31 protein-coding genes are annotated in these 26,660 nt (G+C 59.5%); 15 read left to right on the plus strand and 16 right to left on the minus strand.

Going from position 1 to position 26,660, the window contains the following annotated elements:
* Positions 1-90: 90 nt before the first annotated feature.
* The 5 genes from KGA98_RS19050 to puuE all read right to left on the minus strand — a co-directional run bounded on the left by KGA98_RS19050 (position 91) and on the right by puuE (position 4,595).
* Positions 91-1,395: a urate hydroxylase PuuD gene (locus KGA98_RS19050; protein WP_057715761.1), complete on the minus strand. Its 1,305-nt coding sequence runs from the start codon at positions 1,393-1,395 to the stop codon at positions 91-93.
* Positions 1,396-1,445: 50 nt separating this feature from the next.
* Positions 1,446-1,949 (minus strand): ureidoglycolate lyase, encoded by a 504-nt coding sequence (locus KGA98_RS19055; RefSeq protein WP_007993087.1) that lies wholly within the window; start codon positions 1,947-1,949, stop codon positions 1,446-1,448.
* Positions 1,950-2,069: 120 nt separating this feature from the next.
* Positions 2,070-3,065 (minus strand): allantoicase, encoded by a 996-nt coding sequence (alc, locus tag KGA98_RS19060; protein ID WP_057715760.1) that lies wholly within the window; start codon positions 3,063-3,065, stop codon positions 2,070-2,072.
* A gap of 91 nt (positions 3,066-3,156) precedes the next feature.
* Positions 3,157-3,672, minus strand: coding sequence for a 2-oxo-4-hydroxy-4-carboxy-5-ureidoimidazoline decarboxylase (uraD, locus tag KGA98_RS19065; protein ID WP_057715759.1), 516 nt, complete (start codon positions 3,670-3,672; stop codon positions 3,157-3,159).
* Positions 3,669-4,595 (minus strand): allantoinase PuuE, encoded by a 927-nt coding sequence (gene puuE, locus KGA98_RS19070; protein WP_057715758.1) that lies wholly within the window; start codon positions 4,593-4,595, stop codon positions 3,669-3,671. Before puuE ends, uraD begins: the two co-directional genes overlap by 4 nt.
* Before the next feature lie 434 nt (positions 4,596-5,029).
* On the opposite strand from puuE, the gene uraH reads away from it, so the two are divergent.
* Positions 5,030-5,383: a hydroxyisourate hydrolase gene (gene uraH / locus KGA98_RS19075; protein WP_003223171.1), complete on the plus strand. Its 354-nt coding sequence runs from the start codon at positions 5,030-5,032 to the stop codon at positions 5,381-5,383.
* A gap of 209 nt (positions 5,384-5,592) precedes the next feature.
* Here the strand turns inward: uraH and KGA98_RS19080 are convergent, their stop codons facing one another.
* The 3 genes from KGA98_RS19080 to KGA98_RS19090 form a co-directional block, all read right to left on the minus strand.
* Positions 5,593-6,219, minus strand: a complete 627-nt coding sequence (locus KGA98_RS19080; RefSeq protein WP_150812347.1) for a LysE family translocator — start codon at positions 6,217-6,219, stop codon at positions 5,593-5,595.
* 72 nt (positions 6,220-6,291) lie between these two features.
* Entirely contained in the window at positions 6,292-7,641 is a 1,350-nt protein-coding gene (locus KGA98_RS19085; RefSeq protein WP_057715756.1) for an NCS2 family permease, read from the minus strand.
* A gap of 317 nt (positions 7,642-7,958) precedes the next feature.
* Positions 7,959-8,405: a MarR family winged helix-turn-helix transcriptional regulator gene (locus KGA98_RS19090; RefSeq protein WP_102671808.1), complete on the minus strand. Its 447-nt coding sequence runs from the start codon at positions 8,403-8,405 to the stop codon at positions 7,959-7,961.
* A gap of 82 nt (positions 8,406-8,487) precedes the next feature.
* Here KGA98_RS19090 and KGA98_RS19095 point away from each other — a divergent pair, with 82 nt between their 5' ends.
* Positions 8,488-9,654, plus strand: a complete 1,167-nt coding sequence (locus KGA98_RS19095) for a PLP-dependent aminotransferase family protein (protein WP_218542827.1) — start codon at positions 8,488-8,490, stop codon at positions 9,652-9,654.
* A 157-nt stretch (positions 9,655-9,811) separates the two neighbouring features.
* Here KGA98_RS19095 and KGA98_RS19100 read toward each other — a convergent pair whose 3' ends face one another.
* The 5 genes from KGA98_RS19100 to KGA98_RS19120 all read right to left on the minus strand — a co-directional run bounded on the left by KGA98_RS19100 (position 9,812) and on the right by KGA98_RS19120 (position 12,589).
* Positions 9,812-10,183 carry a glutathione S-transferase N-terminal domain-containing protein gene (locus KGA98_RS19100; RefSeq protein WP_218542828.1) on the minus strand — a complete coding sequence of 124 codons (372 nt, stop codon included), beginning with the start codon at positions 10,181-10,183 and terminating at the stop codon, positions 9,812-9,814.
* A gap of 104 nt (positions 10,184-10,287) precedes the next feature.
* Positions 10,288-10,833 carry a GTP cyclohydrolase I FolE gene (folE, locus tag KGA98_RS19105; protein ID WP_007988130.1) on the minus strand — a complete coding sequence of 182 codons (546 nt, stop codon included), beginning with the start codon at positions 10,831-10,833 and terminating at the stop codon, positions 10,288-10,290.
* A 77-nt stretch (positions 10,834-10,910) separates the two neighbouring features.
* Positions 10,911-11,468 carry a Smr/MutS family protein gene (locus tag KGA98_RS19110; protein WP_057715753.1) on the minus strand — a complete coding sequence of 186 codons (558 nt, stop codon included), beginning with the start codon at positions 11,466-11,468 and terminating at the stop codon, positions 10,911-10,913.
* Positions 11,469-11,546: 78 nt separating this feature from the next.
* Positions 11,547-11,867, minus strand: coding sequence for a hypothetical protein (locus tag KGA98_RS19115; RefSeq protein ID WP_008048404.1), 321 nt, complete (start codon positions 11,865-11,867; stop codon positions 11,547-11,549).
* A gap of 131 nt (positions 11,868-11,998) precedes the next feature.
* Positions 11,999-12,589 (minus strand): cysteine hydrolase family protein, encoded by a 591-nt coding sequence (locus tag KGA98_RS19120; protein WP_056721821.1) that lies wholly within the window; start codon positions 12,587-12,589, stop codon positions 11,999-12,001.
* A 238-nt stretch (positions 12,590-12,827) separates the two neighbouring features.
* Here KGA98_RS19120 and prmB point away from each other — a divergent pair, with 238 nt between their 5' ends.
* A complete protein-coding gene (gene prmB, locus KGA98_RS19125) occupies positions 12,828-13,736 on the plus strand; it encodes a 50S ribosomal protein L3 N(5)-glutamine methyltransferase (RefSeq protein ID WP_057715752.1) in 909 nt (302 codons plus the stop codon).
* Positions 13,737-13,898: 162 nt separating this feature from the next.
* Here the strand turns inward: prmB and KGA98_RS19130 are convergent, their stop codons facing one another.
* Both KGA98_RS19130 and KGA98_RS19135 read right to left on the minus strand, forming a co-directional pair.
* On the minus strand, positions 13,899-14,690 hold the full coding sequence (locus KGA98_RS19130) for a hypothetical protein (RefSeq protein ID WP_150812349.1): 792 nt from the start codon (positions 14,688-14,690) through the stop codon (positions 13,899-13,901).
* Positions 14,691-14,778: 88 nt separating this feature from the next.
* A complete protein-coding gene (locus tag KGA98_RS19135; protein WP_150812350.1) occupies positions 14,779-15,732 on the minus strand; it encodes an alpha/beta hydrolase in 954 nt (317 codons plus the stop codon).
* A gap of 128 nt (positions 15,733-15,860) precedes the next feature.
* On the opposite strand from KGA98_RS19135, the gene aroC reads away from it, so the two are divergent.
* From aroC to mtnC, 5 genes are read left to right on the plus strand one after another with little or no spacing between them, the layout of a single operon-like run.
* Entirely contained in the window at positions 15,861-16,952 is a 1,092-nt protein-coding gene (gene aroC, locus KGA98_RS19140; protein ID WP_057715749.1) for a chorismate synthase, read from the plus strand.
* A 29-nt stretch (positions 16,953-16,981) separates the two neighbouring features.
* The gene (locus tag KGA98_RS19145) at positions 16,982-18,133 is read left to right on the plus strand and encodes an MFS transporter (protein ID WP_090453989.1); all 1,152 of its coding nucleotides are present in this window, start codon (positions 16,982-16,984) and stop codon (positions 18,131-18,133) included.
* Positions 18,130-18,750 carry a methylthioribulose 1-phosphate dehydratase gene (locus tag KGA98_RS19150; protein ID WP_057715747.1) on the plus strand — a complete coding sequence of 207 codons (621 nt, stop codon included), beginning with the start codon at positions 18,130-18,132 and terminating at the stop codon, positions 18,748-18,750. Before KGA98_RS19145 ends, KGA98_RS19150 begins: the two co-directional genes overlap by 4 nt.
* A 20-nt stretch (positions 18,751-18,770) precedes the next feature.
* A complete protein-coding gene (locus tag KGA98_RS19155) occupies positions 18,771-19,316 on the plus strand; it encodes a 1,2-dihydroxy-3-keto-5-methylthiopentene dioxygenase (protein WP_102672392.1) in 546 nt (181 codons plus the stop codon).
* A gap of 4 nt (positions 19,317-19,320) precedes the next feature.
* Positions 19,321-20,004, plus strand: a complete 684-nt coding sequence (gene mtnC / locus KGA98_RS19160) for an acireductone synthase (RefSeq protein ID WP_218542829.1) — start codon at positions 19,321-19,323, stop codon at positions 20,002-20,004.
* A gap of 122 nt (positions 20,005-20,126) precedes the next feature.
* On the opposite strand, the gene KGA98_RS19165 is transcribed toward mtnC, so the two are convergent.
* Positions 20,127-20,405 (minus strand): DUF3509 domain-containing protein, encoded by a 279-nt coding sequence (locus tag KGA98_RS19165; protein ID WP_057715744.1) that lies wholly within the window; start codon positions 20,403-20,405, stop codon positions 20,127-20,129.
* 370 nt (positions 20,406-20,775) lie between these two features.
* Here KGA98_RS19165 and KGA98_RS19170 point away from each other — a divergent pair, with 370 nt between their 5' ends.
* The 7 genes from KGA98_RS19170 to KGA98_RS19200 all read left to right on the plus strand — a co-directional run bounded on the left by KGA98_RS19170 (position 20,776) and on the right by KGA98_RS19200 (position 26,374).
* Positions 20,776-22,614, plus strand: coding sequence for a long-chain-acyl-CoA synthetase (locus KGA98_RS19170; RefSeq protein ID WP_218542831.1), 1,839 nt, complete (start codon positions 20,776-20,778; stop codon positions 22,612-22,614).
* Between the two features lie 97 nt (positions 22,615-22,711).
* On the plus strand, positions 22,712-23,230 hold the full coding sequence (locus tag KGA98_RS19175; RefSeq protein ID WP_150812353.1) for an ankyrin repeat domain-containing protein: 519 nt from the start codon (positions 22,712-22,714) through the stop codon (positions 23,228-23,230).
* Between the two features lie 235 nt (positions 23,231-23,465).
* Positions 23,466-23,996 (plus strand): hypothetical protein, encoded by a 531-nt coding sequence (locus KGA98_RS19180; protein WP_090453995.1) that lies wholly within the window; start codon positions 23,466-23,468, stop codon positions 23,994-23,996.
* A gap of 80 nt (positions 23,997-24,076) precedes the next feature.
* Complete coding sequence (locus tag KGA98_RS19185; protein WP_057715740.1) at positions 24,077-24,268, plus strand: PLD nuclease N-terminal domain-containing protein; 192 nt, start codon at positions 24,077-24,079, stop codon at positions 24,266-24,268.
* Positions 24,269-24,494: 226 nt separating this feature from the next.
* On the plus strand, positions 24,495-25,370 hold the full coding sequence (gene speE, locus KGA98_RS19190) for a polyamine aminopropyltransferase (RefSeq protein ID WP_057715739.1): 876 nt from the start codon (positions 24,495-24,497) through the stop codon (positions 25,368-25,370).
* 216 nt (positions 25,371-25,586) lie between these two features.
* The gene (locus KGA98_RS19195; protein ID WP_150812355.1) at positions 25,587-25,820 is read left to right on the plus strand and encodes a hypothetical protein; all 234 of its coding nucleotides are present in this window, start codon (positions 25,587-25,589) and stop codon (positions 25,818-25,820) included.
* Positions 25,821-26,029: 209 nt separating this feature from the next.
* Positions 26,030-26,374, plus strand: coding sequence for a ribonuclease E inhibitor RraB (locus KGA98_RS19200; protein WP_007971898.1), 345 nt, complete (start codon positions 26,030-26,032; stop codon positions 26,372-26,374).
* Positions 26,375-26,660 lie beyond the last annotated feature (286 nt).

Genomic DNA, 26,660 nt, shown 5'->3' on the forward strand with positions numbered 1-26,660 from the left:
ACCGCGTTGCGGCCAATCGCAGGCAAGCCAACTCCCACACAGGCCATGCAAAACCTGTGGGAGCGAGCTTGCCCGCGAAGCTTTTAGCGATTAATTGGTCTGGGCTCCCTGCACAATCCAGGCACCGATCAGGTCACGTTCCTGCTGAGTCATCTGCGTGATGTTGCCCAGTGGCATGATCTGGCTGGTGACGGCTTGCGCCTGGATCCGCGGTGCGTTCTGACGGATTTGCTCGGGAGTGTCCAGCATCACCCCGGCCGGGGCCGCGCTGAACAACGGGCTGGTTGGTTTGGCCGAGTGGCAGACCGTGCAACGCTCCTGGATCACGCTGTGCACCTTGTCGAAACCCGGGCCGGCATTGGATGCCTGAGCCGGAGCGGCAGCAGGTGCTTGTGCAGGTTTGGCTTCAGCAGGTTTCAAACCACCGCCCACTGCGGTTTCCGGCAGCGGCTGGTATTCGATTTTCGCTGGAGCGTTCGCCACTTCAGGGGCGCTGGACATCGGCTTCGGACCGGACACATAAGCCAGGCAGATCATGCCCACCGCTGCCACCGGCAGGGTCCAGGCAAACTTGTGGCTGTCGTGACGGGTGTTGAAGTAGTGACGCACCAACACCGCCAGTACCGCGATCCCGGCCAGGATCAACCAGTTGTACTGGCTGCCGTAGGTGCTCGGGAAGTGGTTGCTGATCATGATGAACAGCACCGGCAAGGTGAAGTAGTTGTTGTGACGCGAACGCAACAGGCCTTTGGCCGGCAGCGCCGGATCCGGCGTGCGGTTCTCGGCAATCGCCGCAACCAGTGCGCGCTGTGCCGGCATGATGATGCGGAACACGTTGCCGACCATGATGGTGCCGATGATCGCGCCGACGTGCAGGTACGCACCCCGACCGCTGAACACTTTGCTGAAGCCGTAGGCCGCGCCGATGATCAGGACGAACAGGATGAAACCCAACAGGGCAGGGCGTTTGCCCAGGGCCGAGTCGCACAGGAAGGAGTAGATGAACCAGCCGATGAACAGCGAGCCGAGGCCGATGGCCACGCCTTCAGGACCGCTCAGGGTGCTGCCCGGAGCCAGCAGGTAGAGCGTCGGGTTGGAGTAGAACACCACGCACAGCAGCGCGATACCCGACATCCAGGTGAAGTAGGCTTCCCATTTGAACCAGTGCAGGTTGTCCGGCATGGTCGGTGGAGCCAGTTTGTATTTTTCCAGGTGATAGATACCGCCGCCGTGGATCGCCCACAAATCACCGGCCAGACCGCTTTTCGGATTGACCCGATTGAGGTTGTTTTCCAGCCAGACGAAGTAGAACGACGCACCGATCCAGGCCACGCCAGTAATCATGTGAACCCAGCGCACGCTCAGGTTCAGCCATTCCAACAGATGTGCTTCCACAGTCTTTACCTCTCGCCTGTCACTCTGTTGTCGAGTGATCAGACCTTCTCTTATTGGTGGGGGGCGAGGATCAAACGCTCATCCTCTTTGAAAAAATGCTCATCGCAGTTATTGCCTGTGCCACTGCGATCAACCACCAGGAAGTCATCCCGCTTTTCGATCGTCAGCACCGGGTGGTGCCAGACGCCGCGATGGTAATTAATGCCCTGCCTGCCGTTGGTGACGAAGGCGCGGACCAAGCCTGATACAGGTTCATCGCCAAGTGGCGCGACCACGATCAGAAAGGGGTTGCCGAGCAGCGGAATGAAAGCCTGGCTGCCCAGCGGATGGCGCTCCAGCATGCTGACGGTCAGCGGCATGTCCTGCGCATCGGCGCGGAAGATGCTGATGATCGCGTTGTCCTCTGGCTTAGCGGTTTCGACCACAGCCAGTTTATGGAAGCGCATGGTCGAACCGTTGTTGATCATGAAGTGATCGCTGCCGTCGGTTTCGATCACGTCACCGAAAGGGGCGAAGGCTTCTTTGGTCAGCGGTTCAATCGTCAGTGTGCGCATGCTGGTCTTCTTTTCGTTGAGTTCTGTGTTGTTGGTTCTGACGCCTTCGCGAGCAAGCCCGCTCCCACATTCGACCGCATTCCCCTGTGGGAGCGGGCTTGCTCGCGAAGGGCGCGCCGCTTATTTGGCGACCTTGCCCAAAACGCGCAGGCGGCTCACACCACCATCCGGGAACACGTTCAGGCGGATGTGGGTGATCGGGCCCAGTGCCTTGATCTGCTCGGCGAAGGTGTGCTCGGCGTGCATTTCCAGCTTCTGGCTTGGCAGCAGTTCGCGCCAGAACAGCGACTGGGTTTCGATCTGGCTGTCGGTACCGCCCTTCACGAACGCGCCCTGGATCGAGCAGCTGTCCGGGTAGTTGCCTTTGAAGTGCAGGGTGTCGACGATGACTTTCTCGACTTCGCCGGCATGACCCAGCGCGACGATGACCCAGTCATTACCCGGGGTACGACGACGCGCGGTTTCCCAGCCATCGCCCATGTTGATGCCACGGCCCGGGTTGAGGATGTTGCTCATGCGACCGAAGTGTTCATCGGAGCAGGCGAGGGCGCGACCACCGTTAAGGGCCGCAGCCAGGTCGACTTGCTCGTTGTCGCCGGTAGCCGACCAGTCACGGAACGGCACGCCGTACACGCGCAGACGGGCCACGCCGCCATCCGGGTAGATGTTGAAGCGCAGGTGGCTGAAGGCCTGGTCGTTGTTGATTTCGTGGTAGTGGTGGCTGTTGCCTTGCAGCTCGACGGCCGACAGCACTTCAACCCACTGGGTGTTTTCGTTCGGCTCGCCTTCGGTCAGGAAGCAGGCTTCCAGGGACGCCGATGGCGGGAAGTTGCCGGTGAAGAATGAAGTGTCGATGTCGACGCCCTTGATCGAACCCGGTACGCCCAGGCGGATCACTGCGCTGTCGAAGCCTTCGAAGCGCTTGCGGCGCGATTCCCAGCCGTCCATCCACTTGCCGTTGTCATCGAACACGCCCTCCTTCCATACGGCCGGGGTCGGTTGGAACAGACGGTTGGCGTCTGCGAACCAGTCATCGGTGACCGAGATGATTTTGGTGCCCAGGCGGGCATCGGCCAGGTTGACGAACTTCTCGAAAGGTACGGCGTAAGCTTTCATTCTTCTTGTCTGCCTTTAAATAAGTGGCTTGGGATACTTGCCAGGCCCCCGGGCGGTTTCGGCGTTCTTGAATCCGCTGGGGCCAGGCTTGCTATAGGGTCAGTAATCGGAACAGGGCGATCTTGTTGATCTCCGCCAGCGCGCACTTGAACTCGGTGTCGACCGGGTTGTGGATGCGCGTTTCGAACGCTGCGAGGATCTGATGCCGGTTGCTGCCTTTTACCGCCATGATGAAGGGAAACTTGAACTTGGCTTTGTAGGCGTCGTTCAGCTCGGTGAAGCGAGAAAACTCTTCGGCCGTGCATTGGTGAATACCGGCGCCAGCCTGTTCATTAGTGCTGGCTTCGGTAAGTTGGCCCTGGACGGCGGCTTTGCCGGCCAGATCCGGGTGAGCGTTGATCAATGCCAGCTGACTGGTGTGATCGGCGCTCAACAGGATGTCGCTCATGCGCTGGTGCAGGGTTTCGATCTCATCGATCGAGGCATCCTGGCCCAGGTCGTAGGCCTTCTCGGCCACCCATGGCGAATGTTCGTAGATGTCGGCGAAAGCGGCGACGAAGGCGTCGCGGCTCAGGGCCGAAGGTTTGACGGTTTGAAAGGTGCTCATTTGGCAGCCCCTGTGTACGGGTGGGTTTCTTGCCAGTGACGCGCGATGTCGACGCGACGGCTGAACCACACCTGTTCATGACTTTTAGCGTATTCGATAAAGCGCTTGAGTGAAGCCAGACGCGCCGGACGGCCGATCAGGCGGCAGTGCAGGCCGATCGACAGCATCTTCGGAGCCTCGGCGCCTTCGGCGTAGAGCACGTCGAACGCATCTTTCAGGTATTCGAAGAAGTCGTCGCCCTTGTTGAAACCCTGGACCTGGGTGAAGCGCATGTCGTTGGTGTCCAGGGTGTACGGGATCACCAGGTGCGGCTTGCCGGTCGGGTTGTTCGGTTCCCAGTAGGGCAGGTCGTCGTCGTAGGTGTCGCAGTCGTAGAGGAAACCACCTTCTTCCATCACCAGGCGACGGGTGTTCGGGCCCGTGCGGCCGGTGTACCAGCCCAGCGGGCGAGTGCCTGTGATTTCGGTAAGGATGCGGATCGCTTCGAGCATGTGCTCGCGTTCCTGGGCTTCGTCCATGTACTGGTAGTCGATCCAGCGATAGCCATGGCTGCAGATCTCGTGGCCGGCATCGACCATGGCGCGGATCACGTCCGGGTGACGCTGGGCGGCCATGGCCACGGCGAAGATGGTCAGTGGAATGTCGAATTCCTTGAACAGCTTCAGGATCCGCCACACGCCGGCACGGCTGCCATACTCGTAGAGGGATTCCATGCTCATGTTGCGCGCGCCTTGCAGCGGCTGGGCTGAAACCATCTCCGAGAGGAACGCTTCGGATTCTTTGTCGCCGTGCAGGATGTTGCGCTCGCCGCCTTCTTCGTAATTGAGTACGAACGACAGGGCAATACGGGCATTGCCCGGCCAGTGGGGGTGAGGAGGGTTACTGCCGTAACCGACCAGGTCGCGTGGGTAGTCAGCGCTCACTGCAGGCTTCCTTCTTATTCGATGATGACGGTTGGTGTGACGCAGCTGAAAATGGGATGGCGGGCTTGCGTCACAGCGATGGGCTGATTGTATACAACTTTATATTCACTTTGTAAGCCTGATTTTTCGCATTTTTCACCGACTGTCATCTTTTACTGCTATTGGCGTGAGCCTGCAAGAAATCTGCCTGACTGGTCAATTATTGATTGAAGGGTTCATAGACTGTGCGGTTTGGCGGGAAATCGGCGGTAAATATGCAGATGGCGGACGTCATACGAAAAATGTCGTTTTTATTGTGTACAATTTTTTTGAAAAGTGTCTTAATCAGTCGCTCGCCGCAGCTTTTCGTGCTCCGAATCGGTGCGGTCTCCTTTTCAACTGACTTCGGGAGGCGCGAAGTCTGACTGCTCCACGCAGGCAGGCGCGCAGAATCAATGGGACGTTTGACTACACACGTTTTGGACGCAGCACACGGTTGCCCGGGCAGCTCGATCAAGGTCGAGTTGTACCGCGTTGAAGGATCGCACCTGGAATTGGTCGCCAGCGCGATAACCAACAGCGATGGCCGTGTCGATGCACCGCTGCTGCAAGGCGATGACTACCGCACCGGGGTCTATCAGGTTCAGTTTCATGCCGGCGATTACTACCGCGCCCGTGGCGTTCAGCTGCCGGAGCCTGCATTCCTTGATGTGGTGGTGCTGCGTTTTGGCATCTCCGCCGAGCAGGATCACTACCATGTGCCGTTGTTGATTTCGCCTTACAGCTACTCCACCTATCGCGGCAGCTGATCCCCCAGGCAGCTGCTGCAACCTGGAAGCGACTGCGCATATAGCTTCTTTGGTCTTTCGCCCGCTCACACTGCGGGCTTTTTTTCGTCTTCTGTAGGAGCAGCCGGTCGACGCTCGATTGCTCGCGATGGAGGCCCAGACAACGCGGGCATTCAGATGGCCCGCGTCATCGTTAACGTCCATCGCGAGCAAGCTCGCTCCTACAACTGTTATCGGCTCAACAACGATGCAGCCCCCGCACCACTGAACAGCCCCGCACTGATCCGGTTGAACCAGCTCTGGCCCTTGCCGCTGCGCAGATACCGTGCCGCACCATGGGCGCCGAGGCCGTAGGCCAGTTTGCACAGCAGGTCGAGCACGGTCCAGGTCACGATCATCACCAGCAGTTGTGGGAGGAACGGCTGTTCGGCACTCAAGAACTGCGGCAGGAAAGCGGCGAAGAACAGGATATCTTTCGGGTTGCTTGCGCCCAGCATGAACGCACGCCCGAACAGTGCGCGAAAGCGTGGCACCGGCGCGGCCTGTGGCACTTCAGCGCCATGGGAAGGCAGGCGCGATTGCTGCCAGCTCTGCCAGGCGAGGTAGAACAGGTAAAGGGCGCCAAGAATCTTCAGGGCACTGAACAGCTGTTCCGACGCCAGCAACAACGCCCCCAGACCCAGCGCCGAAGCACTCAGCAGGCAGATCGATGCCGACACGCCGCCGAGAAAGGCCGGGTAAGAGCGGCGCAGGCCGTAATTCAGACTGTTGCTGATCATCAGCAACGACAGCGGCCCCGGGATCAGGATCACTATCAGCGCAGCGCCGCTGAACAGCAGCCAGGTTTCCAGACTCATCACTTTCCTCCATTTGCACAAAAGCCCCACCCGACGGGGTGAGGCTGTTTTCAAGCGTGTACCGCGTGTGGTTTACAAGAAGATGAACTTGGCGATGAAGATCGCGCAGAGCACCCACAGGCTCACCGAAATTTCCTTGTACTTGCCGGTACCGGCCTTCATCGCCACATAGGTGATGAAGCCCAGTGCGATGCCGTCGGCGACCGAGAAGGTCAGCGGCATCATGATTGCGGTAACGATCGCCGGAATACTGTCGGTGGCTTCGTCCCATTCGATGTGGGCCATGCCGCCCATCATCAGCATCGCTACATAAATCAGCGCACCCGCGGTTGCATAGGCAGGGATCATGCCGGCCAGCGGTGCGAAGAACATGGCTGCAATAAATAGCACACCTACGGTCACTGCGGTAAGACCAGTCCGACCACCCGCTGCGACACCGGCAGCACTTTCCACGTAGCTGGTGACCGGCGGAACGCCGACTACCGCACCGAATACGCTGGAAGCACTGTCGGCTTTCATGGCGCGGGAGAGGTTTTCGATCCTGCCATCAGCGCCCACCAGGTTGGCACGCTGGGCAACGCCCATCAGGGTGCCTGCGGTGTCGAACATGTGCACGAAGAGGAAGGCCAGGACCACGCTGACCATGCTGATGTTGAATACACCCACAACGTTCATGGCCATCCAGGTCGGAGCCAGGCTCGGTGGGGCGGACATGATGCCCTCGTAGTGCACCAGCCCAAGGCCCCAACCGGCGAGGGTCACGGTGATGATGCTGATGAGGATCGCGCCGAACACCTTGTGATAGCTGAGGATGGCGATCATCAGGAAGCACACGGCGGCGAGCAGCGGACCGGGTTCGCGCAGGGAGCCGAGCTTGATCAGGGTCGCCGGGCTATCGACGACGATACCTGCGGTTTTCAGGCCGATCAGCCCCAGGAACAGACCCACGCCGGCGCCCATGGCGAAGCGCAGGCTGACCGGGATGCTGTTGAGCAGCCATTCGCGGATCCGCGAGAAGGTCAGGATCATGAACAACACACCGGACACAAACACCGCGCCGAGGGCGGTTTCCCAGTTGTAGCCCATGGTGCCAACCACGGTGTAGGTGAAGAAGGCGTTCAGCCCCATGCCTGGTGCCAGGCCGACCGGCCAGTTGGCGTACAGGCCCATCAACAGGCAACCGAGTGCCGCGGCGATACAGGTGGCGACGAACGCCGCCCCGTGATCGATCCCGGCGTCGGCCATGATGTTGGGGTTGACGAAAATGATGTAAGCCATGGTGATGAAGGTTGTCAGACCGGCAATCAGCTCGGTCTTCACCGTGGTGCCGTGCAAGCTGAGTTTGAACAGACGTTCCAGCAAGCCATTGCGTAATGGCGGCGAGATTTCCAGCGTCGGTGCTTCGGATTTGCGGCTTTCCACAGCGAGTACTCCTCAAGAGTTTTATTTTTATTTCCAGGGCCGGATCCGAGAGGGGTGGCAGCGGCCCTTTGAGGTACTTGCGAATTTGTTGACCGCTTGGTCAGGAACTCGCACGAAGTGGATTATGCTTTTGTATACAAAGAAAGCAAATAATGTTTTTGATTTTGTAGACGAAAAGTTTGGCAATAGGGATATATCGCCTGTTCTGGCCCCTTCGCGAGCAAGCCCGCTCCCACAGGGGAATGCGGTCACCTGTGGGAGCGGGCTTGCTCGCGAAGGCATCGGTTCAGCCACTGCAAATCCAGCAGATTGAATACTCAGTCTGCCGACAACTGGCCTTTTCCCAACGCCAGGTTCACCGTCAACCACCCATTCACCGCTGTCTCCCCGGCCTCGGCAAACACCCGCTCCAGCAATTTCACCTGCTCACGGCGCAACGACTGTTCGAAACGAGCGCCGTCATCGGTCAGTTCCAGCAGCCGCTTACGCTTGTCCGACTCGGACGCGACGCTGTCCACCAGATGCATCTCGACCAACTGACGCAACGGCATGTTCAACGCCTGCTTGCTCACACCGAGTAAAGCCAGCAGTTCCTTGACACTCAGGTTCGGATAGCGGGCGATGAAAAACACGATGCGCTGATGCACCCGACTCAGGCCGCGACGTTCGAGCATTTCATCGGCCTTGGCGGTGAAGGCCTGGTAGCCGAAGAAAAACGCTTCCATGGCTTGCTGCTGGGAAAGCGGGTTTTTAAGGTCAAGCATATTGACGTATCCGTTCGGGGAGGCGTAATTTCGGTCAACAAGTTTGACTCATTTTTCACATGCCTCGCTACCGGTGATCCCCATGGCTTTTTCCGAACGTGTCTCACGCCTTAAAAGTTCTTTGATCCGTGAAATCCTCGCTGCGGCCCAACGTCCGCAGGTGATGTCGTTTGCCGGCGGCTTGCCGGCCGAAACCATGTTGCCGAAGGTCGAGTGGACCGAGATGCCGGTTTCCATGGGCCAATACGGCATGAGCGAGGGCGAACCGGCGTTGCGCGAAGCGCTGGCCGCCGAGGCGCGAGCGTTGGGAGTGCCATGTGAGGCAAGCCAGGTACTGGTGGTCAGCGGCTCACAGCAGACCCTCGACCTGGCCGCCAAGCTGTACATCGACAAGGGCACCGAAATCCTGCTCGAAGCGCCGACTTATCTGGCGGCATTGCAGATTTTCCAGCTGCTCGGCGCCGACTGCCTGACCGTGCCGCTGGAGGCTGACGGACCGAACTTGACGGCGCTACGCGCTCGCCTGGAACAACACCGCCCGGCTTTCATCTACCTGATCCCGACCTTCCAGAATCCATCGGCGGTGCGTTACAGCGAAGCCAAACGCAACGCGGTGGCGGCATTGCTCGATGAGTTTGGCGTGACGCTGATTGAGGATGAGCCTTACCGCGAGCTGACCTTCGACGGTGGCAGCGCCACGCCGATTGTCAGTCGCTTGAAGAAGGCCAGCTGGATCTATACCGGGACCGTGTCGAAAACCCTGTTGCCGGGTTTGCGTGTCGGCTACTTGATCGCCAGCCCGGACCTGTTTCCACATCTGTTGAAACTCAAGCAATCGGCGGATTTGCACACCAATCGGGTCGGCCAGTGGCAGGCGCTGCAATGGATCGGCACCGAGAAATATCAGCAACACCGTAGTGAGTTGCGCGATTTTTATCGGGGGCGTCGGGATGCGTTTCAGGCTGCGCTGGAAACGCACTTCTCCGATCTGGCGGACTGGAACGTGCCGCAGGGCGGGCTGTTCTTCTGGTTGAAACTCAAGCAGCCGCAAGACACCCGCACCTTGCTGAATGCCGCGCTGGCCAACGACGTGGCGTTCATGCCAGGGGAGCCGTTCTTCCCCGAACCGGACAACCATCCGGGGTATCTGCGATTGAACTTCAGCCACATTGATCCGGCGCGGCTGGATGAGGGGCTCAAGCGGTTGGCGGCGGTGGTGCGTGCTGCCCAGGCCGCAAAAGCAGCCTAGAAACAAATAAACCGGCGCATGGGCCGGTTTATTTTTGTCTGAATTTATGGTGCCTGTGCCGGCCTCTTCGCGAGCAAGCCCGCTCCCACAGGGAAATGCGGTCAACTGTGGGAGCGGGCTTGCTCGCGAAGGCGTCAGTCAGATCACCACAAAAACATCAGGCCGCCGCAAAACGCTTGTCCAGATAATCAATGATCACCTTGGACTCGTACATCCAGGTGGTCTGGCCATTCTCTTCAATGCGCAGGCACGGCACCTTGATCTTGCCGCCTTGCTCCAGCAAGGTCTGGCGATCCTGTTCGTTGTTCTTCGCGTCGCGAAGGGCCACCGGCACATTCAGGCGGCGCAGGGTACGGCGAGTCTTCACGCAGAACGGGCAGGCGTGGAATTGATACAGCGTCAGGCTCTTGGCAGCTGAATTGACCTGTGCCTGAACTTCCGCCGGGCGCTGCTTCTTGCCTGGGCGGGTGATGAAGTCGATGAAGATGATCAGTTGGCCAAGGCCGACACGAAGCGCTTTTACGAACACGTTGAAAGCCTCACGGTGCAAACGAATAAGGGCGCGCAGCTTACCTGATTTTTTGCGGGCGAAAAAAAACCGGCGATGAACGCCGGTTTTCTTCGTGCCGCAAATTACTTGATGAGGCTGAGGAATTCGCTGCGGGTGGCGGCGTTCTCGCGGAACTCACCGAGCATCACCGAGGTGATCATCGTCGAATTCTGCTTTTCCACACCGCGCATCATCATGCACATGTGCTTGGCCTCGATCACCACCGCAACGCCCAGGGCGCCGGTAACCTGCTGGACCGCATCGGCGATCTGGCGGCTGAGGTTTTCCTGGATCTGCAGGCGGCGGGCGTACATGTCGACGATCCGCGCGACTTTCGACAGGCCCAGGACCTTGCCGCTCGGGATGTAGGCGACGTGAGCCTTGCCGATGAACGGCAGCAAGTGGTGTTCGCACAACGAGTACAACTCGATGTCCTTGACCAGCACCATTTCACTGTTGTCGGAGCTGAACAGGGCACCGTTGGTGACCTCTTCCAGTGTCTGTTCATAGCCGCGGCAGAGGTACTGCATGGCTTTGGCGGCACGTTTTGGCGTGTCGAGCAGGCCTTCGCGGGAAACGTCCTCGCCGAGCTGGCCGAGGATCGCCGTGTAATTCTGTTCCAGGGACATGAAACTACCTGTGGGATTTTACGCAAAGGGCAAGGGTACGGTGACGGACACGACGCTGCAAGCGTGACGCGTCAGCTTTACTCGTCACGACCTTCCATCATGGTGCGTTTGAGCATCACATAAACCGCGCCGGCACCACCATGTTTCGCCTGGCACGAGGTGAAGCCGAGTACCTGTGGATGCTGGCGCAGCCAGGTGTTGACGTGGCTTTTGATCATCGGCCGCTTGCCGTCCAGGCGAACAGCCTTGCCATGGGTGACGCGCACGCAGCGGATTTCGAATTTGGTGGCTTCAGCCAAAAATGCCCAGAGGGTTTCCCGGGCCTTTTCCACGCTCATGCCGTGCAGGTCGAGGCTGCCTTCGAAAGGAATCTGCCCGACCTTGAGCTTGCGCATCTGGCTTTCCTGCACGCCATCGCGGGCCCACATCAGCTCGTCTTCAGGGCCGACGTCGATGACGAACTGATCGGACAGCCCGTCGACGGTGGTGGATTCGGTGCGCACGGTGGCCGCTTGACGCAGTTTGGCAATCTGCGCGCGGTCAGCCTTGGGTTTGCCGGTTTCGGCGCGATCGTGCTTGATCGGCTTGACGCCTTGGATCGCGCTTTTGAACAGGGAAAAATCGTCGTCTTGCATGTCAGCCTCCGCGAAGGGCGGCCAGTTTACCCAACTCGAAGCGAATCGGGCGCGACAAAAACGCGCGCGATGCCAGGCTCAGTCGTGTTTTTTCATCAGGTGCGGGGACATGGCCAGCTCCCGCGACTGCCGTGAGCGACGACGGCAACGGCGCCATAGCCAGACACCGAGGTACAGCACGAACAGGCCGATGGCCAGGATCACGGCAGCACCGGTGCGGCTTGTGTTCAATTCACCCAGGGCAGGTGCGTGGCCGAGCAGGCTGGCGGCACCGGCCATGGCGAGCAACACGCCGCACATCGCCAGCAACGCCGCGAACGTCGCGCCGATTCGAAAACGCCAGTTGCTTTGGCCTTTGGGCCGCAAGCGGCGAGCGTCAAAACCATCGGATAACTTCATTCCGACCTTCCTCAATGGGTATCGGCCCTTCGACCGGGAGTTGACCGGGATGTTCCTGAGGCTAAGACAATTACGGCAAATGGGAGGCTTTTGCGGATGAGCGGCGTTCCGGGCCGCTCATTGAGCGTCGATCAGATCAGTTCGCGGGTCAGCGCGAGGGTGGCGAAGTTGTCGCCCATGATCGCCATTTCCGTCTGATGGACGTGTGCGGCACTGAGCACGCCGCCCTTGTAAGGCAGGTCGCGGGTGGCGCAGGCGTCTTCCACCAGGGTGCAGCGGAAGCCCAGGTTCTTGGCCGCACGCACCGTGGTGCTGACGCTGGAGTGGCTCATGAAGCCGCAGACGATCAGGTCAAGGGCGCCGAGGTCTTCCAGGCGTTGTGCCAGTTCGGTGCCGTGAAACGCGCTTGGCAACAATTTGCCGATGACGGTTTCATCGCTCTGTGGCTCCAGGCCCGGAATGAACTCACCGCCTACGCCCTGTGGGTTGAACAGCCCGCCGAGGGTACCGAGGTGGCGGACATGCACGATCGGCCGGCCGGCGGCGCGGGCAGCGGCGAGCAGTTGCTTGATGTTCGCGACAGCTTCATCCATGCCGCTCAGGGCCAGTGGGCCACTGAGGTATTCTTTCTGGGCATCGATAATGACCAGGGTGGCATGGCTCAGATTGGCCGCTGCATAACCGCGGCCGCTGAGTTGAAACATCGTTTTTGGAACAGACATTCTGGGGCTCCTTGGAGTGGGGCTTTTGCGCCATTGTCCTCTGGCTGAGCGGTTCTGTGAATCGCTACGATCGTAGGTGCCGTCGTTGCTGGCCTGTAGCCTTGTCAATAGTCACGTTTTGTTCAATAGCCTAGCGAAAAAATGGATAACTCCTACATTTGAATCGGTACTTTCCCGCGTCGTCGTGAAGTCGTTTGACTGGTAGAATCCCCCGTCGATTTTTCTGGAGTTTGCCGTCGTGATCACTTCCCGCCTTCGTACCCTGCGTGACCATATCCGTTGGGCCGTCAGCCGCTTCCATGGGGAGGATCTTTTTTTCGGCCATGGCACTGACAACGCCTGGGACGAAGCCCGGCAATTGGTGTTGGGCGCGTTGCACCTGCCGTGGGAAATATCCGACAGCTACCTCGACTGCAATCTGGAAGAAGACGAAGTGGTTCACCTGCAGCTTTTGCTCAAGCGCCGCATCGAAGATCGGGTGCCTACCGCGTATCTGCTGGGCGAGGCCTGGTTTTGTGGCATGTCGTTCATCGTCGATGAGCGTGTGCTGATCCCGCGCTCCCCCATCGGCGAGTTGATCGAAAACCGTTTTACCCCGTGGCTGGCTACCGAGCCGGCGCGGATTCTCGACCTGTGCACCGGTTCCGGTTGCATCGGCATCGCCTGCGCCTATGAGTTCCAGCATGCCGAGGTGGTGTTGGCGGACCTGTCGTTCGAAGCGCTGGAAGTGGCCAATCAGAACATCGAGCGCCATGGTGTCGATGAGCGTGTGTACACGGTGCAGGGCGACGGTTTCGAGGGCTTGCCGGGTCAACGTTTCGACCTGATCGTGTCGAACCCGCCCTACGTCGATGCGGAAGATTTCGCCGACATGCCGGACGAATACCAGCACGAACCGGAACTGGGCCTGGCCTGCGGTGACGACGGTTTGAACCTGGTGCGGCGCATGCTTGCCGAGGCGGCGGATCACCTGACCGAGAAGGGCTTGCTGATTGTCGAAGTGGGCAACAGCCAGGTGCACGTCGAGGCGTTGTACCCGGAAGTCGACTTCGCCTGGCTGGAGTTCGAGCGTGGCGGCCATGGTGTGTTCATGCTCAGCGCGCAGCAGTGTCGTGAGCATCAGGCGTTGTTCGCTTCTCGCGTCTGACCGGGCATTTGTGGCGAGGGGGCTTGCCCCCGTTGGGCTGCGAAGCAGCCCTGAACCCTCACACCAGATTTATCCAGATATGTCTGTGGTAGCTGTTTTGCGACCGCTTCGTGCTCGAACGGGGGCAAGCCCCCTCGCCACAAGGTGCAGTAACTCAAGCCTTCATCGATGCGTGGCAATCCAGATCAACAACCCCGCCTGAAACACCGCAAACGCCACCAGGCAGGTGATGGTGAATCGCAGTCCGGCGTCTTCGCGTTTGTACTTGCTGACTTTTTCTTCGTGTTTCTTGAGTTTGACTTCCTGCTCGGCCAGGTTCTGTTCGGCTTGCTGGAGCATCTGCGCCGCCTCGAGGATTTCCACGACCTGCAGTTTTTCGCTGTTCCAGTCGCCAGAGAGGTCGCCGACCTTGACCGGCTTGACGCTGCCTTTCAAATGCTGGGCATCGGCATACACCACGTCGAAACCGTGCACGCGCAAAAAATGATCGCGGCGCAGGCGGGTGTCTTCGTTCAGTGCATCCTTGTTGTTCAGGTCGAAGCCGTCGACGGTGTAGGTCGGCCAGCGCTTTTTCGCCCAATTGATGCCCTGGGCCGCCATGTAGCGACCAATGCCACGGTTCAGCGGTTCAATCTGCAGTCCGCTTTCCGGACCGAAATGCACGCGTTTTTCGGCGTGATCGACCCACACGTCCAGATGATTTTGTTCCTTGCGTACGCGCTGGCCGGGCAGGGTGATGCTCATGCGCATCAGGCTGTGCGTCTTGTCATTGCGTTCGGCATAGCCTAACTCGACAAAGCGCAATGGGCGTCCGCCTGTGTTGCGGTCAGTCTGCAGCGGCGCCAGACGGAGCATCTTGTGGTGCTCGACGTGGACGTCCGCCCAGGGCAGCTCGACCGCTGGCGGTGCGTCTTTTTCAGCGCTGGTGTCGGGTGAAGTCTGGGTGTCAGTCATAACGGCGAGATCCTGTCCAAGCTCAGCTTGTCGCCAACCAATGTGTTGGCGACAAAGGCTTATCGGCCGTTTTTTTCAAGACTGGAGGTTAACTGGCGCGAAGTCCGTCAATAAAACCGAGGATTCGTGTGCCCAGTTCCGCCGCCAGGGGCAGCTGCGGGTCCTTATAGGAGGCCAGTTGGCGTTTGACGTCGTTGGGCACGATGCGCATGACGTGGTTCATGCCCTCGATCAGCGCCAGTTCGGCGTCCGGTTTGGCCGCCTTGAGCAGCCTTGCGTCATTGACGCCGACCTGGATGTCGTTGCTGCCCTGGATGATCAGTGCTGGCATCTTCAACTTCGCAAATGCCGCGGCCGGGTCCTGGCGGAACAGGGAAATCAGGTAAGGCTGCACGCTCGGACGGAAAATCACCTGCAAGGGTGGCGGCACATTGTCGTCGGTTTTTCCGGCCTTGAGGCTGTCGAGCAATTGATTGCTGCGCAGCATCAGCGGTTGAGGCAGGCGATTGCCCAGTTGCTCGCGAATGACCTGATCCACCGGTCTTGCGCTGCCGGAGACAGAAATCACCGCGTCGGCATCGATATCCGGCGCAGCGAGGCTGGCGATCAGGGCGCCTTCGCTGTGACCCAGCACGATCAACTGGCCAAAACGCGGATCGGTCTTGAGTTTCCGGCCCCAGGCTTGGGCATCGGCCACATAAGCTTCCACCGTCAGATTGCGTTCATCCGGGGTCGCCGCCAGGCTCGCGGCCACGCCACGCTTGTCGTAACGCACGCTGGCGATGTTATGTTTGGCCAGCACCCAGGCCAGGCGCTTGAGGCTGTCATTGCGCCCGCCGTCGGCGTTGTTTCCGTCACGATCCGTAGGGCCGGAGCCTGAAATGATCAGGACAACCGGCACTCGATTGTCGGATTTTGGCAGCAACAGCGAGCCGAAAAGCTCGCCGGTGCCCGTATCCAATGTGATCGGTCGTTGCAGGACAGTCGCCTGGGCGAAGCCGGAAATCAGGGTAAGGCTCAAGGCTAGAACTCGCAGCATCATCGCGCCATTATCAAGAAGATGCCGGTTGGACTCACGGGCACCCGTAAGGTTCGAGGATGAACTACTTGGGTAGCCTGCGTATACTGGCGCGCATTACGTATTCAGGTTCATTTCACGGAGCGTCCTGCATGTCCGGCAATACCTACGGCAAGCTGTTCACTGTCACCACCGCGGGCGAAAGCCATGGCCCGGCGTTGGTCGCCATTGTCGATGGCTGCCCGCCGGGGCTGGAGATTTCCCTGGAGGATCTGCAGCGTGACCTGGACCGCCGCAAGCCCGGCACCAGCCGCCACACCACCCAACGCCAGGAAGCCGACGAAGTCGAAATCCTCTCCGGCGTGTTCGAAGGCCGCACCACCGGTTGCGCCATCGGCCTGTTGATCCGCAACACCGACCAGAAGTCCAAGGACTACTCGGCGATCAAGGACCTGTTCCGCCCGGCCCACGCCGATTACACCTACCACCACAAGTACGGCGAGCGCGATTATCGCGGCGGCGGTCGCAGCTCGGCCCGTGAAACCGCGATGCGCGTCGCGGCCGGTGCGATTGCAAAAAAATACCTGGCCAGCCAGGGCATCGTCATTCGCGGCTACATGAGCCAGTTGGGGCCGATTGAAATCCCGTTCAAGACCTGGGATTCGGTCGAGCAGAACGCCTTCTTCAGCCCGGACCCGGACAAAGTGCCTGAGCTGGAGGCCTATATGGACCAGTTGCGTCGCGACCAGGATTCGGTCGGTGCGAAAATCACCGTGGTCGCCGAAGGCGTGATGCCGGGCCTGGGCGAGCCGATCTTCGACCGCCTCGACGCGGAGCTGGCCCATGCGCTGATGAGCATCAACGCGGTCAAGGGCGTGGAAATCGGCGCCGGTTTTGCCAGCGTCGCCCAGCGTGGCACCGAGCATCGCGATGAAATGACCCCGGAAGGTTTCCTCAGCAACAACGCGGGCGGCATTCTCGGCGGTATTTCCTCCGGTCAGCCCATCGTTGCGCACCTGGCGCTGAAGCCGACGTCGAGCATCACAACGCCGGGCCGTTCCATCGACATCCATGGCAACCCGGTGGAAGTGATCACCAAGGGCCGTCACGACCCGTGCGTGGGCATCCGCGCCACGCCGATTGCCGAGGCGATGATGGCCATCGTGCTGATGGATCACCTGCTGCGCCATCGTGGGCAAAACGCCGACGTGCGTGTGAGCACGCCGGTGCTGGGTCAGCTGTAAATGGCCGGCATCATGGTCGCAGCCGTCTGATGGCGACTGCGGCGCTCCCGTACTGGCGGCTCTCCAGTTTCTATCTGTTCTATTTCGCCTTGCTCGGTTCGACAGCGCCGTTTCTGGCGCTGTACTTCGATCACCTGGGGTTCAGCGCCGCGCGGATCGGCGAGCTGGTGGCGATCCCGATGCTGATGCGCTGTGTGGCGCCGAACATCTGGGGCTGGCTGGGCGACTACACCGGTCGGCGACTGGCCATCGTGCGCTTCGGCGCGGTGTGCACGCTGCTGACCTTTTCGTTGATCTTCGTCAGCAAGACCTACGCCTGGCTGGCGATGGTCATGGCCTTGCATGCGTTCTTCTGGCATGCGGTGTTGCCGCAGTTCGAAGTCATCACCCTGGCGCATTTGCAGAGCCAGACCTCGCGCTACAGCCAGATTCGCCTGTGGGGCTCGATCGGTTTCATCATCACCGTGGTCGCGCTGGGCCGTTTGTTTGAATGGCTGAGCCTGGACATCTATCCGGCGGCGCTGGTGCTGATCATGGTGGGCATCGTGCTCAGCAGTCTGTGGGTGCCCAATGCCCAACCGGCCCCGGGCAACCGGGTGGCGGGGGAGGGATTCCTCAAGCAACTGCGCAACCCCGGTGTTTTGGCGTTTTACGGCTGCGTGGCGCTGATGCAGATGAGCCACGGACCGTATTACACGTTCTTGACCCTGCACCTTGAGCGCCTGGGTTACAGTCGGGGTGTGATCGGCATGCTCTGGGCGGTCGGCGTGGTCGCCGAAGTCCTGATGTTTTTGGCCATGAGCCGGATCTTCGCGCGCTTTTCACTGCGCCGGGTGCTGATGGCCAGCTTTCTGCTGGCGGCGTTGCGTTGGCTGTTGCTGGGTTCGCTGGCAGAGTTTCTTTGGGTACTGTTGTTTGCCCAGATCCTGCACGCGGCGACGTTCGGCAGCTTTCACGCCGCTGCCATTTCATTCGTGCAACGTAGCTTCGGTGCGCGCCAGCAAGGCCAGGGCCAGGCGCTGTACGCTGCATTGGCCGGCACCGGCGGTGCGTTGGGCGCGTTGTATTCCGGCTACAGCTGGAACGCCCTCGGCGCGGCATGGACATTTAGTATTGCCAGTCTCGCAGCCGTCGCGGCTGCCGTTATCATTGCCACACGTATGCAAGAGGACAGGCCATGAGCCTTACCCGTGAACAACTCGCCCAGGAAATCATCGACGCCGGGCGTTTTCTGTATGGCCGCGGCTGGTCGCCGGCCACCAGCAGCAATTACTCGACCCGCCTGTCGCCGAGCGAAGCCTTGCTGACCGTGTCCGGCAAGCACAAGGGGCAACTGGGCATGGACGACGTGTTGGCCACCGACCTGTCCGGCAACAGCCTGGAGCCGGGCAAGAAACCGTCCGCCGAAACCCTGTTGCACACTCAGCTCTACAGCTGGCGCCCGGAGATCGGTGCCGTGTTGCACACCCATTCCGTGAACGCCACCGTGCTGTCGCGCCTGACGCCGCAAGACTTCATCGAGTTCGAAGACTACGAACTGCAAAAGGCCTTCAGCGGTGTGACGACCCACGAATCCCGGGTGCGGGTGCCGATTTTCGACAACGACCAGGACATTGCGCGACTGGCCGCCAAGGTGCAGCCTTGGCTCGACGCCCATCCCGATTGCGTCGGCTACCTGATCCGTGGCCATGGCCTGTACACCTGGGGCGCGCGCATGAGCGATGCCCTGCGGCAGATCGAGGCCTTTGAATTTTTGTTCGAGTGCGAGTTGAAGATGCGCTCGCTCTTTAAAGCATGAACCGTTAAGGAGTTGCCCTGATGAGCAGCCTGTCCGTCTATCACGTCTCCAGCCCTGAAATCCCCAACAAGGTGCTGACCCATTTCGAAGACATCGCCTCGACCCTGGCCGAGCAGGGCGTACGCTTCGACCGCTGGCAAGCCGCGGCGAAGATCCAGCCGGGCGCCACTCAGGACGAAGTGATTGCCGCCTACCAGGAGCAAATCGACAAGCTGATGACCGAGCGCGGTTACGTCACTGTCGACGTGATCAGCCTCAACAGCGATCACCCGCAAAAAGCCGAACTGCGTGCCAAGTTCCTCGACGAACATCGCCACGGCGAAGATGAAGTACGATTTTTCGTTGCCGGCCGTGGCCTGTTTACCCTGCACATCGACGATTACGTCTACGCGGTGCTGTGCGAGAAAAACGACCTGATCTCGGTGCCGGCCGGAACCAAACACTGGTTCGACATGGGCGAACATCCGCACTTCGTCGCGATCCGTCTGTTCAACAACCCGGAAGGTTGGGTGGCCAATTTCACCGGCGAAGACATCGCCAGCCGATTCCCGCGCCTGGAGGACTGAGTCGATGCCGATCAAAGCGATTCTCACCGACATCGAAGGCACCACCAGCGCGGTGAGTTTTGTGTTCGACGTGCTGTTCCCCTATGCCGCCAAACACTTGCCGGCGTTTGTCCGTCAGCATGCCGAACGCGCCGATGTGGCGGAGCAACTGGCTGCCGTGCGCCGCGACAGCAATGAACCGGACGCCGACGTCGAGCGGGTCGTCGAGATCCTGTTGGGCTGGATCGCTGAAGACCGCAAGGCCACGCCGCTGAAAGCGTTGCAGGGCATGGTCTGGGAGCAGGGCTATCAGGCCGGGCAGTTGAAGGGGCACGTGTACCCGGACGCCGTTGAAGCGCTCAAGCGCTGGCATCGGGAGGGCTTTCAACTGTTTGTTTACTCGTCCGGTTCGATCCAGGCCCAGCGGTTGATCTTCGGCTGCTCAGAGGCGGGGGATCTGACGCCACTGTTCAGCGGCTATTTCGATACCACTTCGGGCCCCAAGCGCGAGGCGCAGTCCTACGCCAACATCACCCAGGCGATCAACCTTGAGGCGGGGCAGATTCTGTTTCTGTCGGACATCGTCGAAGAACTCGACGCGGCGCGCATGGCGGGGATGGCCACTTGCGGGCTGGCCCGCGAGGGTGGGGAACTGGCGGGGCATGTCACCGTGGACAGCTTTGCGCGGATAAATCCCGCTAGTTTCTAAACGCCGCAAAACCTGTGGGAGCGAGCTTGCTCGCGATAGCGATATGTCATCCAACATTGATGTTGACTGACACTCCGCTATCGCGAGCAAGCTCGCTCCCACAGTGTTTTTCCCACAACTGTTTACAGCGAGTGATAGGTCGGCAGGGCAAACCGTTGCTGGCTCTGCAGCATGGATATCTGCGGCAGTTCACTGGCTTGTTCGGCGAGGTCGCGGCGAATCGCACTGATGACCCACGTCAGTTGGTCGCCATTGTGCAATTGTTGATAGGAAATCGAGCGCTTGAACACCTTGCCTTCGCCGCCGCTCAGGGTCAGCAGGATCCCACCGTCAGGCCGGGCATGGGTGGTGACTTCGAAGTTGGAGAACAGGGACGAAAATTTTTCCTGAATCAGGTTCATTTCTTTCAGCTCCGTTGGCTCTTGAATGGCAAGCATACGGAGAAGGTTGCAGTGATTGTGCCAGCCTGGGTTGTTTGTAAATAATCTTATAAAACAATAAGTTAGTATCTATGGTGATTTTTGCTTTCGTGCATTCTGCATGAACGGCCGTCGTGCATCCTGCATTTTGCGAGGTCGCTCGGCGATTCGATGGAACCATTGCGTGTGCGGGGGTTCACGATTGGCCTTGTATCAATCGCGGATCAAGATCGCAGATCAAGATCGCGGATACAAAACATTTCAAAAACCGCGTGTACAGCTCAAGAACCGTTGACGTATTTTCGGGCTCAGTCATCGCAGCCCGACAATAAAAAGATCGAACGGGAGCATCATGAGTCGCACGTCGAACGACACGATTACCTGGAGCATGATGCTCCGCAAGCTGCCTTCCATCGCCAAGGCCATCCCCCGGGTGGTGAGGGGCATGAAGGCCGCCAACGTCAAGGACCCGACCCAGGCGTGTGGTTTGGGCTGGAGTTTCGAGCAAGCCACGTTGCGCAACCCGGATGGCCCGGCGCTGTTGCAAGGCGACGTAACGCTCAGTTACTCCGAGGTCAACCAATGGGCCAATCGCATCGCCCATCACCTGATTGGCCAAGGCATCGGCAAGGGTGATGTGGTGGCGGTCTTCATCGAGAACCGCCCGGAATTGCTGGTGACGATTCTGGCGGTGGCCAAGGTCGGCGCGATCAGTGCGCTGCTCAATACCTCGCAAACCCGCGACACCCTGGTGCACAGCGTGAACCTGGTGGCGCCGGTGGCGATCATTGTCGGTGAGGAGTTGGTCCCGGCGTACCTGGCGGTGCGTGAGCGGGTGTCGATCAAGGCTGCGCGAACCTGGTTCGTTGCCGATCAGGACACCTCTCGCCAACCCGGTATCGCACCTGAAGGTTTCATCAACCTGATGACCGTCAGCCTCGACGACGCCAGCGACAACCCGGCCAGCAGCCAGCAGATTTTCTTCGACGACCCCTGCTTTTATATCTACACCTCGGGCACCACGGGGCTGCCCAAGGCCGGCGTGTTCAAGCACGGTCGCTGGATGCGCAGCTCTGCGAGTTTCGGCATGATCGCCCTGGACATGCGCCCCGACGATGTCGTCTATTGCACCTTGCCGCTGTACCACGCCACGGGCCTTTGCGTGTGCTGGGGTTCGGCCGTCAGTGGGGCCAGCGGATTCGCCATTCGCCGCAAATTCAGCGCCAGTCAGTTCTGGAACGATGCGCGCAAGTACCGGGCGACCACCATCGGTTATGTCGGCGAACTGTGCCGCTACCTGGTCGATCAACCGCCCAGCTCCGAGGACAGCCGGCACGATGTGAAGAAAATGATCGGCAACGGCTTGCGCCCCGGCGCCTGGAGCGAGTTCAAGACCCGCTTTGCGGTGAATCACATCTGCGAGCTGTACGCTGCCAGCGACGGCAATATCGGTTTCACCAACATTCTCAATTTCGACAACACCATCGGCTTTTCCCTGATGTCCTGGGAGTTGGTCGCGTACGACCATGACAGCGGCGCGCCGATTCGACAGGCCAATGGCCTGATGCGCAAGGTCGCCAAGGGTGAGCAGGGGTTGTTGCTGGCAAAAATCGACGACAAGGCCCCCCTGGACGGTTACACCGATCCGCAGAAAACCGCCAAGGTCGTGCTTCAGGATGTGTTCGAAAAGGGAGACCGCTACTTCAACACCGGCGACCTGTTGCGCAACATCGGCTTTGGGCATGCGCAGTTTGTCGACCGCCTGGGCGACACCTACCGCTGGAAGGGTGAAAACGTTTCGACCACGGAGGTCGAAAACATCCTCCTGCAACACCCGCTTATTTCCGAAGCCGTGGCCTATGGCGTGGAAATCCGCAACACCAATGGCCGGGCCGGGATGGCGGCGATCACTCCCGCCGAATCCCTGGCAACCCTGGACTTCAGTGAGTTGCTGGCCTTCGCCCGCGAGCAGATGCCGGCCTATGCGGTGCCGTTGTTCCTGCGGGTGAAAGTGAAAATGGAAACCACCGGGACGTTCAAATATCAGAAGACCCGACTCAAGGACGAGGCCTTCGACCCGGGTAAAACCGGCGATGACCCGATCTATGCCTGGCTGCCGGGGACGCAGACTTATGTACAGGTCACGGAGCAGTTGTTGTCCGACATTCACGGCGGCAAGTACCGCTATTGAATCTGGCTATGGCGGCCCATGAGAAAAAACAAGTGACAGTGCCGGGGGCGCTCGGGAAACTGTCGGCTTTTACGAATGACAGAAAAGGGAGTGCCCAATGTCAGACAAAAGCCGCCAGATGACCCCCGAAGAAGCCGCCGAATTTACCAATCAGGTATTCAACAAGGCACGGGAGGGCGATGCGGCGATGATGGCCGCGCTGCTGACCAAGGGTTTGCCGCCGAACCTGCGTAACCACAAGGGCGATACCTTGCTGATGCTGGCCGCGTATCACGGGCATGTGGACACGGTAAAAGTCCTGCTGGAGCACAAGGCCGACCCGGAGATCCGCAACGACAACGGCCAGAGCCCGATTGCCGGTGCCGCCTTCAAGGGCGACCTGGCGGTGATCAAGGCCTTGGTCGATGGTGGCGCCCAGGTTGAAGGCTCGTCCTTCGATGGCCGCACGGCGCTGATGATGGCGGCGATGTTCAACCGCGTCGAAGTGGTTGATTACCTGATCAGCAAGGGCGCCGACCCGAAAGCCAAGGACGCCAATGGCATCACCGCGCTGGAGGCTGCCAGGACCATGGGGGCTTCCGATACTGTTGCGCAACTTGAGAAGCTGATTGGCTGATATCGAATGACTTGAGGCTGTTAATCCCAATTGTGGCGAGGGGGCTTGCCCCCGTTCGGCTGCGAAGCAGTCGTAGAATCAGCATGTGCGGTCTTTCTGATACACCCCAATTGAATGTTTTGGGGCCGCTTCGCGACCCTACGGGGGCAAGCCCCCTCGCCACAGGTCCGCACTTCCCTCATTAATGCGCTATCCTTCGCGCCCTCAAAATTCACCTCGCTACAGGATCCTCCCCATGAAAGCCGCACTCGTCGAACTCATCAGCAAAATCAGCTCCGGGTGCATGGGCGAAGACGAAATCCTCAAGGTCGCGGACGAAGCGGCCCAGGCCTACGCCGATCCCGAGGCTTTTCTGACGGCCAATCCGGACATCAACTACGACGAAACATTCCCGATCCCGCTGGGTGAGTGGGTGGTGGTCGGCAGCCTGCCGGAAACGGTGCTGTTCCAGGCTGACACATACATGGACCTGTTCGCGCAGATCGTCGCCTCGTTCGGCCCGGGTGTGGAGTTCAATCTCAAGCCCAAGCAACTGGCCAGGACCGAAGCCCTGACCGCGCTCAACCGCATCCAGGTGCAGATGAGCAGCATGAACAAGGAAAACGGTGGCTACACGCTGATGAACTTCAGCCAGTTGCTCGATGACGAGTTGCAGGTGGTCCTGGTCTACGGCAACGACGTGCCACGGGTGCTGGAATTGTGCACCGAAGTGGGCATTACAGCCGCGCCATCCCTGGAAGCCCTGAAAGTGGCGATCCACGTCTGATCCAGACACTGTCAATAAAAAGGAATCCTCGCGACGACCGTCTATCCTGAGGGGGCATATCACTTTTCGGGAGCGTCACCATGGGTTCTACGTTCAACAGCCTGGTTGCCTTGATCATTTTTGTCCTGGACATCTGGGCCATCATCAACGTCTTCAAAAGTAGTGCCGGGACCGGGATGAAAATCCTCTGGGTACTGCTGATCGCGCTGTTGCCGGTACTGGGACTGATCATCTGGGCCATTGCCGGGCCGCGGGGTAACGTCAAACTCTGAGCGTCGACACTGAACCTGTGGGAGCGGGCTTGCTCGCGAAAGCGGTGAATCAGTCAACATTTATAGCGACTGACACTACGCCTTCGCGAGCAAGCCCGCTCCCACATTCGACCTGTCATGTTCCGCGACGTAGAATGCGCGCCTTTCCCGGCCAATCGAGACGCTCGATTGGCCATCATGGGCGGGTAACCGTCCGTTGCCACCCGCATTCATCGGAGCACTTCCCATGAGCAACATCCCCGCCAGCGACTACCTGGAAACCCTCTACGAAGGCTACGGCCAGCGTTTTCGCATGGAAAAACTGCTGCACGAAGTGCGCACCGAGCACCAGCACCTGGTGATCTTCGAGAACCCGCGCATGGGCCGGGTGATGGCGCTGGACGGCGTGATCCAGACCACCGAAGCCGACGAATTCATCTACCACGAAATGCTCACCCACGTGCCGATCCTGGCGCACGGTGCCGCCAAGCGCGTGCTGATCATCGGCGGCGGTGACGGCGGCATGTTGCGTGAAGTGGCCAAGCATCGCAGCGTCGAGCACATCACCATGGTCGAGATCGACGGCACCGTGGTCGACATGTGCAAGGAATTCCTGCCGAATCACTCCAAGGGTGCATTCGATGATCCACGCCTGAACCTGGTGATCGACGACGGCATGCGTTTCGTCGCCACCACCACTGAAAAGTTCGACGTGATCATTTCCGACTCCACCGATCCGATCGGACCGGGTGAAGTGCTGTTCTCGGAAAACTTCTACCAGGCTTGCCACCGCTGCCTGAACGAAGGCGGCATCCTGGTGACCCAGAACGGCACGCCGTTCATGCAGATCGAAGAAGTGAAGACCACCGCCGGTCGCCTGCGCAGCCTGTTCCCGGACTGGCACTTCTATCAGGCCGCCGTACCGACCTACATCGGTGGTTCGATGACCTTCGCCTGGGGCGCCACCAATACCGCTTATCGCAAGTTGTCCCGCGAAACCCTGCAACAACGCTTCGCGGGCAGCGGCATCATCACCCGCTACTACAATCCTGAAATCCACATCGGCGCCTTCGCCTTGCCGCAATACGTGTTGCAGGCAGTGAACAAGCCAAGTAACGACTGATGGATTGAAACGCAGACCTGTAGGAGCGAGCCTGCTCGCGATGGACGTGAACGATGACGCGGGATGTCTGATTTAACGCGGCGTTCTCAAGTTTTTCGCGAGCAGGCTCGCTCCTACAGAAATTTGCGATGGGTGCAGATCCACCGGAACAATTAGCCAGCTAACAAGGTCGAGATAGAGGTAAGCCCATCCATGGGTTTTATCGAGGAGGCACCAATGCAAAAGTGGAAGGTCACTTTCGTGGATGATCATGGCGAAACCATCAACGAAGTCTTTGAGTGCACCGAGCGCCCGGACTACGAGCGTGCTGCCAAGCTCATCAAGGCCCGGCTTCTTCCTGTCGCCGCCGAACTGGATCTGAACGATCTGGAAGGGCGGACCAGTGACGCGAGCGTCAAAGAGCTCAAGTCCCAGAACAGCATTCAAATCCTCGACATTACTCCAATCTGAACAACACCTGTCGCATTCACATCCAGGCCTTGGCACGGGCTCTGTCTTGAGGCTACTCTGCAAGCGAGATCAGCGAATGAATCGCTAAGGTCTGGTCTTGTAGCTCCATGCTTGTTTCCCGCCGGCACATCGGTTGCCGTCGCTCGCGCTGTTCGGTTGCGGGTGAGGGAGTACGGAAAGTCTATCCATCGTTTTGAGGAGGACGTTTCATGAGCACAGCCTATCAAGAAGACATCAGCAGCAGCGTGCTGCGCCGCATGAAAGAAGGCGGTTTTGACTTTTCACGGTTTCATCCCATCGAGTTCTACGCCATTTTCCCGGATGAGGAGCGGGCACGCAGGGCGGCAGGTCATTTCCACCGTGGTGAATCCCTGGATGCGCAAGTCAGTGTGCGCGACGACGGCGCCTGGGCGCTGGAACTGTGCAAGGTCATGTATGCCACCTACGACGATATCGGCGACTTCGAACAGGGTTTCGAAGCAGTGGTCGAGCCTCTGGGCGGCATCATCGAAGGCTGGGGTGTGAAACAGGAGGTACGAGGGCGACTCGCATAACCTTATGAACAGTGACAATCAGCAATCACGGCTGACCTTCGGGTTGGCCGTTTTCATTTGTGGGCGTTGGACAGCGAAAAAAAAAGCCGCCAGGGCAGGCGGCTAAAAGGGAAGTTCGGTGAGCTTTTCAGCGAATGCCTGGATTATCCGTACCCATTGGCGGGCAGTGAAATCAACTCTGACTATGCTGGTGATAGGCGACCACCACGCCTTGCAATGAAGCGGGGGCGATCAGGTTGGGGCATTTACCGCACAGGATTGGTGCGGTACGTGCGCGTTGATTATC

This window comes from Pseudomonas sp. BF-R-24, assembly GCF_019947335.1.
GTDB classification, from domain to species: domain Bacteria; phylum Pseudomonadota; class Gammaproteobacteria; order Pseudomonadales; family Pseudomonadaceae; genus Aquipseudomonas; species Aquipseudomonas jessenii.